Consider the following 8273-nt stretch of genomic DNA (forward strand, 5'->3'; position numbering starts at 1 on the left):
TGCCGTGTTCCGCCAGGAAGTCCATCAGCGCCGGATCTTCGACCGCTTTCACCCCGTGGCCGATACGTTCGGCGCCCAGCTCGCGGATCGCCTGCCAGATGCTTTCCGGGCCGGCGGCTTCGCCCGCGTGCACGGTGATGCGCAGGCCGGCGTCGCGCGCACGGTTGAAGTGACTGAGGAACAGGCTGCCGGGGAAGCCCAGCTCATCGCCCGCCAAATCCAGTGCGGTAATGCCGTCGCGGTGCGCCAGCAACCCTTCCAGCTCCTGCAAACAGGCGGCCTCGCCAAAGGTGCGGCTCATGATGCCGATCAGGCGAATGTCGATATCGCGATCGCGGCAGCCCGAGCGGATCCCGTCGATCACCGCTTCCACCACGCCGGCGACCGGCAGCTGATGCTTCATCGCCATGTAGTAAGGGGAAAAACGCAGCTCGGCGTAGTGCAGGCCGGCGTTGGCTGCGTCCTCGACGTTTTCGTAGGCCACCCGGCGGCAGGCGTCCAGATCGCCCAGCACCGCTACGCCCCAGTCCAGTTTCTGCAGGAAGCTGACCAGATCCGGTTCGGCGTGGGTGATCTGCACGTGCGGGCGCAGGCTCTCCAAATCGTTGGCCGGCAGGGTGAGGTTGAACTGGCGACCGAGGTCGAGAATGGTCTGCGCGCGGATATTGCCGTCGAGATGGCGGTGAATGTCGGTAAGCGGTAGGCGGGGATCGATCATGCTGGGCACTCGCTAATTATCGTAGGTAAAGTGCAGAACAGTATAAAAACAAATGAATGAAACTTGCCATCTCGTTGCATAAAAAAGTGACTTGCATCACAAATAATGCGAGGGGTATCGCATTATCGTCGTGAATCAGGCTTTCAACACGCTGACGCCCGCCTGCTGCAACGGCGCGATCAATGCGTCGTCGGTGGCGCGTTCAACGATGATGGTATGCGCCAGCGTAATGTCACCGATCGCATACTGCGAGGCGGCGTTAAGCTTGGCGGCGGAGGCCAGCACCACGGTTTCCGCCGCGCGGGCCGCCAGTGCCCGCTTGATGTAGGCCTCTTCCAGATCGCCGGTGCTCAGCCCCGCAGTGGGGTGCACGCCGGTCACGCCCATAAAATAAATATCGGCGCGAATATGCGACATCGCTTCCACCGCGGCGGCGCCGACGCTGACGATCGAATGCTTGTACAACCTGCCGCCGATCAGGATCACCTCCACCGTGGGATGATCGGCCAGGCCCACGGCGACGCTGGGGCTGTGGGTGACGATGGTGGCGTTCAGGCTGAGCGGCAGCTGCCTGACCAGCTCGGCGGAGGTGGTGCCGCCGTCGATGATCACCACCTGGCCGGGGGCGATCAGCGCCGCCGCCACTTTGGCGATTGCGCGTTTGGCGCCGGATTCCAACTGATTGCGTTCGGCGAAGCTGGCGATGGCGGATGAAACCGGCAGGGCGCCGCCGTGCACCCGCTGCAGCAACCCCTCGGCGTCCAGTTCGCGCAGGTCGCGCCGGACAGTGTCTTCCGACAGCCCGAACAGCTCGCTGAGCTGCTTGGCCAACACCTGGCCGTCCTGAGCCAGTTTCTCCAGGATGATTTTCTTGCGCTGGCTGGTCAATATGGCCATTTTTCCCTCAAATTTGTTTTGCACGAAATATCTTGATCATACACGAAGCTGCACGATAGTATCAATTTCCTTCCTCTGGCGGAGTAAACCGATGATAGCCACCAAAGACAGGGTTCGCATTGTCGAAACCCGGGTGTTGTCCGATGACTGGTACCTGCTGAAAAAAACCACCTTTGATTTTCTGCGGCGCGACGGCGTCTGGCAGCGGCAAAGCCGTGAGACTTACGATCGCGGTGACGGCGCGGTGATTTTGCTGTTCAACCGGCAGGCGCAGACGGTGATCCTGACGCGCCAGTTCCGCTTTCCGGTGTTCGTCAACGGTCATGACGGCATGCTGATTGAGGCCGCCGCCGGGCTGCTGGACAACGCGTCGCCGGAGGCGCGCATCAGAGCCGAAGCGGAAGAGGAAACCGGCTATTTCGTGCAGAACGTGGAGAAAGTGTTCGAGGCGTACATGAGCCCAGGTTCGGTCACCGAGAAGCTGCACTTTTTCATCGGTGAATATCAGGCGGGCGATCGCGTCAACGAGGGCGGCGGAGTGGCGGCGGAGGGCGAGGATCTGGAGGTGATCGAGCTGCCGCTGGCGCAGGCCCTGCAGGCGATTCGTCAGGGCGCGATCGTTGACGCCAAGACCATCATGCTGCTGCAGTTTGTCGCCTTGAACCGGACGTTGGAGGAAGAACGATGAAAGCACAACAAATCCTGATCGCCGGCCCCTATCGCAGCGGCACCGATGGCGATCCGCAGCGTATCGCCGCCAATCTGGCGCGCCTGGAACAGGCGGCGCTGGCGGTTTACCTGCGGGGACACGTGCCGGTGATCGGCGAATGGCTGGCGCTGCCTTTGGCGGCGGCGGCAGGCTCCACTCAGGTTGGCGATGCGGTGAGCGAGGCGTTTCTTTACCCGGTGGCCCATCGGCTGATTGCGCAGTGTCAGGCGGTGTATCGCATCGAAGGGGCATCTGCGGGAGCCGATAACGACGTGCGGTTGGCTAACGAATGGGGATTGACGGTCTATCGTCATCTGGAGGAAATTCCGTCTGTTCAGGCGTAACCGAGGGGCAGGCAGAGGCTCGCCCCCTCGCGTTATTGCTCGCCCAGCACCATCCTCAACCCGGCGATCAGCTTGTCCATGCCGGCCTCCAGCTTGCCGCGCGGGCAGCCGACGTTGAGACGCAGGAACCCGCGGCCTTCCTCGCCGTAGGTAAAGCCCGGCATGATCGCCACCTTTTCGCGCTCGATCAGCGCCTGCTGCAGCGCCCGATCGTCTACGGACAGCGGCCGCAGATCGATCCAGGCCAGGTAGGTGGCCTGCGGCGGGCGCCAGCCCAGCGCGGGAAACGCCTGCTCCAGCCGTTCGGCGACGTAGCTCAGATTATCCTGCAGATAGTCGCGCAGGGCGTCCAGCCAGGGTTCGCCGTGGCGATAGGCAGCCACGTGCGCCGCCACCGCCAGCACCGCCGGCGAGGAGAGGCCGTCGCGGGATTTGAGCTGCTGGAAGTAGGCTTCGCGGCTGGCGTCATCGCTGATAAAGCCGTAGGCGCCGGTCAGCGCCGGGATATTGAAACTCTTGGAGCCGGAGGTCAGCAAGGCCCAGGCGCCGGTCGCCACCTGGCTCCACGGCGTATGGTGGTGTTCCCCCCATGCCATATCCATGTGGATTTCGTCGCTGATGACGCGCACGTCGTGGCGCTCGCACAGTTCGGCCATCTGCTGCAACTCGTCGCGGCGCCACACTTTGCCGGTGGGATTATGCGGGCTGCACAGCAGCAGGATCTTGGTTTGCGGCCGCGCCAGCAACGCCTCAAGGTGCGCCATGTCGCAGCGCCAGTCGTCGCCGGCTTTGTGCAGCGGGCAGGCCAACAGCTGGCGTTGGTTGGCGAGGATCACCTTGTAGAAGGCGTCGTAGGCCGGGGTATGGGTCACCACGTAGTCGCCCGGCACGGACCATTGGCGGATCAGCTGCGCCGCCATGTAGATAACGGAGGGGCCGTACACCGCCGTTGCGGTGTCGATGGCGACGTTGAAACGTTGCTGATACCAGTGGCGCAGCGCGCCGAGAAAATCTTCGTGCTGCCAGCGGCTGTAGCCCAGCACGCCGTGCTGCAGGCGTTGCTGCAACGCCTCGAGAATGCACGGCGCGGTGGCGAAATCCATATCGGAGATGGTGAACGGCAGCAGGTCGTCGCTGCCGAAACGATCGGCGATATAGTCCCACTGGGTGCACCAGGTGCCGTGGCGGTCGATCGGGGTGGAGAAATCAAACATGGGTGGCTCCCTGCAGCGCCGCGGCAGGTTGCGCCGTGGCTATCAGTGAGTCTAATTCATCTTTCACCGATTGCACCTGCGGGCCGATCACCACCTGCAGATTATGGTCGTTGAGATGCACTACGCCGATGGCGCGGTTGGTCTTCAGCGCCGCGTCGTCCACCCGGCTCATGTCGTTGACCGACAGGCGCAGGCGGGTGATGCAGTTGTCCAGCGTGATAACGTTGCCCGGGCCGCCGAGGGCCGCCAGAATCGCCGGCACGTTGTAGCCGGATTTGCCCACCGCGCCGCTCGGCGCGCTTTGGCTGATGGCGCTGTCGCTCTCACGGCCCGGCGTTTTGATGTTAAAGCGCTGGATGGCGAAGCGGAAAATGGCGTAATAGCCGACGAACCAGACGGCGGCCACCACCGGCACCAGATACCACTTGGTGGCGGTGCCGTGCAGAATGCCGAACACCACGAAGTCGATGATGTTGCCGTCGGTGTTGCCGATGGTCACGCCCAGCAGCGCCATCACGGTAAAGCCCAACCCGGTGAGCAGCGCGTGGATCAGATACAGGAACGGCGCGACGAACAGGAACAAAAATTCGATCGGTTCGGTGGTGCCGCCGACCACGCAGGCCACCACGCCGGAAATCAACAGCCCTTTGATTTTGTGACGATTCTCCGGTTTAGCGCAGTGGTACATCGCCAGCGCCGCGCCCGGCAGGCCGCCGAGGAACGCCGGCATTTTACCCTGTGACAGGAAGCGGGTGGCGCTCTCGGCGAAGCCGGTGGTGGTCGGGCAGGAGAGCTGCGCCTGGAAGATGGTCAGGGCGCCGCTGACGCTGTGGCCGCACACCTCCATCGTACCGCCCGCCTCGGTAAAGCGGATCAGCGCCACCAGAATGTGCTGCAGGCCGAAAGGCAGCAGCAAGCGTTCGCCGGTGCCGAACAGCATCGGGCCAAAGGCGCCGGCGCTGTTGATCACCCAGCCCAGCCCGGTGATGCCGGCGGCGAACCACGGCCAGATCAGTGGGATCACCAGGCCGCACAGGCCCAGCACCACGGTGGTGACGATTGGCACGAAGCGCGTGCCGCCGAAAAACGCCAGCGCGTCCGGCAGGCGGATGGTGTGGAAGCGTTCATGCAGGCGATAGACGATGATGCCGACGATCACCGCGCCGAGGATGCCGGTATCGATCGACTGAATGCCGAGGATGTTCTGGATATTGTTGGCTTTCAGCACCAGCGGATCGCTGGTGGGCAGCACGCCGGCGGCGGTCAGGTAGAAGTTGGTGCCCAGATTCAGCACAGCGAAGCCGACGAAACCGGAGAACGCGGCGACGCTTTTGTTTTCGCGCGCCATGCCCAGCGGAATGGCGATGGCGAACATCACCGGCAGGAAGCTGAAGGCGAAGGAGCCTACCTTGCTCATCCAGGTGAAGATCAGCTGGAAGATCGGGTGGCCGATAAACGGCATCAGGGTGATCACGTCGCGGCTGCTCAGCGAGCTGCCGATCCCCAGCATGATGCCGCAGAAAGAGAGCAAGGCGACGGGCAACATGAACGTTTTGCCCAGGCTCTGGAAGAACTCCCAGAGGGTGATTTTGGGTTTGTTGGCTGCTGACATAACCGACTTCTCCTGGCGAAAAGACGAGCAAAAAGGGGACTGCTGATTAGGTAAAAAGAAGATAAAACGTTTTACCTAGCAAAAATGCGCCACCAATCACAAATCTGCCGCCCGGTTTTTGGCGACAATGCGGCTGGCAGTAAAACGTTTTACTGAGTTAACGGATTCGGTATACCCTTGATCATTACGGCGCAGGTTGCCCAGGAACGGGTTCGCAGAGACTATGAGCATCAAAAAAATCACCATCACCGATGTGGCGCAACAGGCGGGCGTGTCGGTCACCACGGTTTCCCTGGTGTTGAGCGGCAAGGGGCGGATTTCGCCGACCACCGTCGAGAAGGTCAATCAGGCGATAGAGCAGCTGGGCTACGTGCGCAATCGTCAGGCGGCGACGCTGCGCGGCGGTGAATCCGGGGTGATCGGCCTCGTTCTGCGCGACATTTGCGAACCCTTCTATGCCGAAATGACCGCCGGGCTGAGCGAAGCGCTGGAGGCGCACGACAAACTGCTGTTTTTAACCCAGAGCGGGCGCGACGGCCAGGGCTTGCAGCGGGCGTTTGACGCGCTGCTGGCGCAGGGCGTCGACGGTATCGTGCTGGCCGGCGGCATTCGCGCGGCGGCTGGGTTGAAGGAGAAGGCGGCCGAGCAGGGCGTACCGCTGGTCTGCGTGGCGCGCTCCAGCGGTCTCGATGGGGTGGACGTGGTGCGGCCGGACAACATGCAGGCCGCCAAACTGGCCACCGAATTTTTGATCAAACGCGGCCACAGCCAAGTCGCCTACCTTGGCGGCCAGAGCGACTCATTGACGCGTGCCGAGCGGTTGGGCGGCTTTTGCGCCACGCTGGTGCAGTACGGCCTGCCGTTTCGCAGCGAATGGATCGTCGAGTGCGATTGCCGGCAGCGTGAGGCGGCGCAAGCGGCGGAACAGCTGCTGCGCCACTATCCGAACATTACCGCTGTCGTTTGCCACAAGGCTTCGGTGGCGCTTGGCGCCTATTTTGGCCTGACGCGCAGCGGCCGCAGCATCGGCTCGGATGGGGTTGACGCTTACTACGGGCGGCAGGTGGCGCTGATCGGCTTCGGCGACGTGCCGGAGGCCGAGCTGACCGAGCCGCCGCTGACCTTCGTCTCCAGCTCGGCGCGGGAAGTGGGGCGCAGCGCCGCCGCGCGCCTGCTGCAGCGCATCGGTGACGCCGACCTGCCGGCGCAGAACGTCATTCTGCCGCCGACGCTGATCCGGCGCGGCTCCGCCTAATCCCGCCGCAGTTCCTCTTCCGCCTCCCGGCGGATCCAGCCGATAAAGGTTTTCATCGCCGGCGTCAGGTCCCGCGACTTCAAATGGGTCAGCCAATAGGCGCCAAGCGCGGCCTCGGCGGCGAACGGCCGCTGCAGCACGCCGGCGGCCAGTTCGCGGCGGAACATGCTGACCGGCGCCAGCGCCACACCGTCGCACTGGATCGCGCCTTCCACCATCAGTCTTGACGAGTCGAACACCGGGCCGTTGATCCGCCACGGCGTCACCTGCGCAGCCGTGAACCAGCGCTCCCATTCATCCTTGCGGTAGGTGCGCATCAGCTGCTCGTGCTGCAGATCCTGCGGCGTGCGCAGGCGCGCGGCGACCGCCGGCGGGCAGAGCACCGTCAGCGGCGCGTCGAACAGCTTGATATTGCAGGTGGCGGGCCAGAGGCCTTCGCCGAAGCGGATGGCGAAATCCATGCCGTCGGCCGACAGATTGACCAGGTTGTTGTGGGTCAGCACCCGTAGATCGATAAACGGGTGCGCCGTGCGGAACGCCGCCAGCCTCGGCATCAGCCAGCCGACGGCGAAGGTGCCGACCACCGCCACCGTCAGCACCTCGTGGAAATGCCCGCCTTCGAACTGCTGCAGCACCGCCTCGATGCGGTCGAAGGCGTCGTTCAACACCGGCAGCAGCGCCTGGCCTTCTTCGGTCAGATCCAGGCCGCGCGGCAGGCGGCGGAACAGCTGAATGCCCAGCTGTTCTTCCAGCATGCGCACCTGCTGGCTGACGGCGGCCTGGGTGACGCGCAGCTCCAGGCCGGCGCGGGTGAAGTTCAGGTGGCGGGCGGAGGATTCGAACGCCCGCAGGGCATTGAGGGGAAGTCGATTGCGCATCGTCGATAGCCATAAGTTTTTCTTTATGCTGGCTGAAATTATTATCGCTTGTCAACCCGGCGGCAAAATCCGATATTTGGCGCGGCTGCTGAGAGCGTCGCGGCAGCCGTAAAGGAATGACACCATCAACCAGGGAAAGCGCCGTGCATAACGCCAATAAAAACTTTTGGCCGCGGCCGATGCCCTGCAACCTGAGAGCTTCTATCATGACGAAAATGAACCGCCTGGCGGCCGCGTTGATCGCCGCGCTGATCCTGCCGACCGCACAGGCCGCGCAGCAGCAGGATATCGACGCCGTTATTCAGCCGCTGATGAAAAAATATGGCGTGCCGGGCATGGCGATCGCCGTGTCGGTTGACGGCAAACAGCAGATTTACCCGTATGGCGTGGCCTCGAAGCAGACCGGCAAACCGATCACCGAGCAGACGCTGTTCGAAGTGGGCTCGCTGAGCAAAACCTTCACCGCGACGCTGGCGGTCTATGCGCAGCAGCAGGGTAAGCTGTCGTTCAACGATCCGGCCAGCCGCTATCTGCCCGAGCTGCGCGGCAGCGCCTTCGACGGCGTCAGCCTGCTGAATCTGGCGACGCATACCTCCGGCCTGCCGCTGTTCGTGCCGGACGACGTGACCGACAACGCCCAACTGAT

Annotated in this window: 9 protein-coding genes; 4 read left to right on the forward strand and 5 right to left on the reverse strand. The window is 63.3% G+C overall.

Annotated elements, in window-relative coordinates; all coding sequences use genetic code 11:
* Positions 1-718, reverse strand: a 718-nt coding sequence (add, locus tag MMS95_RS23870; protein WP_242142408.1) for an adenosine deaminase, incomplete at its 3' end; no start/stop codon positions are given.
* A gap of 135 nt (positions 719-853) precedes the next feature.
* Entirely contained in the window at positions 854-1609 is a 756-nt protein-coding gene (locus MMS95_RS23875) for a DeoR/GlpR family DNA-binding transcription regulator (RefSeq protein ID WP_021505440.1), read from the reverse strand.
* A gap of 97 nt (positions 1610-1706) precedes the next feature.
* On the opposite strand from MMS95_RS23875, the gene MMS95_RS23880 reads away from it, so the two are divergent.
* Together MMS95_RS23880 and MMS95_RS23885 are read left to right on the forward strand one after the other, a co-directional pair.
* Complete coding sequence (locus tag MMS95_RS23880; protein ID WP_076740264.1) at positions 1707-2303, forward strand: NUDIX domain-containing protein; 597 nt, start codon at positions 1707-1709, stop codon at positions 2301-2303.
* A complete protein-coding gene (locus MMS95_RS23885; RefSeq protein ID WP_015377760.1) occupies positions 2300-2668 on the forward strand; it encodes a hypothetical protein in 369 nt (122 codons plus the stop codon). The genes MMS95_RS23880 and MMS95_RS23885 overlap by 4 nt, the downstream gene beginning before the upstream one ends.
* 32 nt (positions 2669-2700) lie before the next feature.
* Here the strand turns inward: MMS95_RS23885 and MMS95_RS23890 are convergent, their stop codons facing one another.
* Positions 2701-3882 carry a MalY/PatB family protein gene (locus tag MMS95_RS23890; protein ID WP_242142411.1) on the reverse strand — a complete coding sequence of 394 codons (1182 nt, stop codon included), beginning with the start codon at positions 3880-3882 and terminating at the stop codon, positions 2701-2703.
* On the reverse strand, positions 3875-5494 hold the full coding sequence (gene malX / locus MMS95_RS23895) for a maltose/glucose-specific PTS transporter subunit IIBC (protein WP_242142413.1): 1620 nt from the start codon (positions 5492-5494) through the stop codon (positions 3875-3877). The genes MMS95_RS23890 and malX overlap by 8 nt, the downstream gene beginning before the upstream one ends.
* A gap of 223 nt (positions 5495-5717) precedes the next feature.
* Between malX and MMS95_RS23900 the strand changes: the two genes are divergently transcribed.
* Positions 5718-6749 (forward strand): Mal regulon transcriptional regulator MalI, encoded by a 1032-nt coding sequence (locus tag MMS95_RS23900; protein ID WP_242142415.1) that lies wholly within the window; start codon positions 5718-5720, stop codon positions 6747-6749.
* On the opposite strand, the gene MMS95_RS23905 is transcribed toward MMS95_RS23900, so the two are convergent.
* Positions 6746-7627, reverse strand: a complete 882-nt coding sequence (locus MMS95_RS23905) for a LysR family transcriptional regulator (protein ID WP_021505437.1) — start codon at positions 7625-7627, stop codon at positions 6746-6748. The two genes, MMS95_RS23900 and MMS95_RS23905, sit on opposite strands and share 4 nt — an antisense overlap.
* A gap of 206 nt (positions 7628-7833) precedes the next feature.
* Between MMS95_RS23905 and MMS95_RS23910 the strand changes: the two genes are divergently transcribed.
* On the forward strand, positions 7834-8273 hold a 440-nt coding region (locus MMS95_RS23910), incomplete at its 3' end, for a serine hydrolase (protein ID WP_242142417.1).

It is taken from the genome of Serratia sp. PGPR-27 (genome assembly GCF_022678525.1).
Lineage (GTDB): Bacteria > Pseudomonadota > Gammaproteobacteria > Enterobacterales > Enterobacteriaceae > Serratia > Serratia nematodiphila.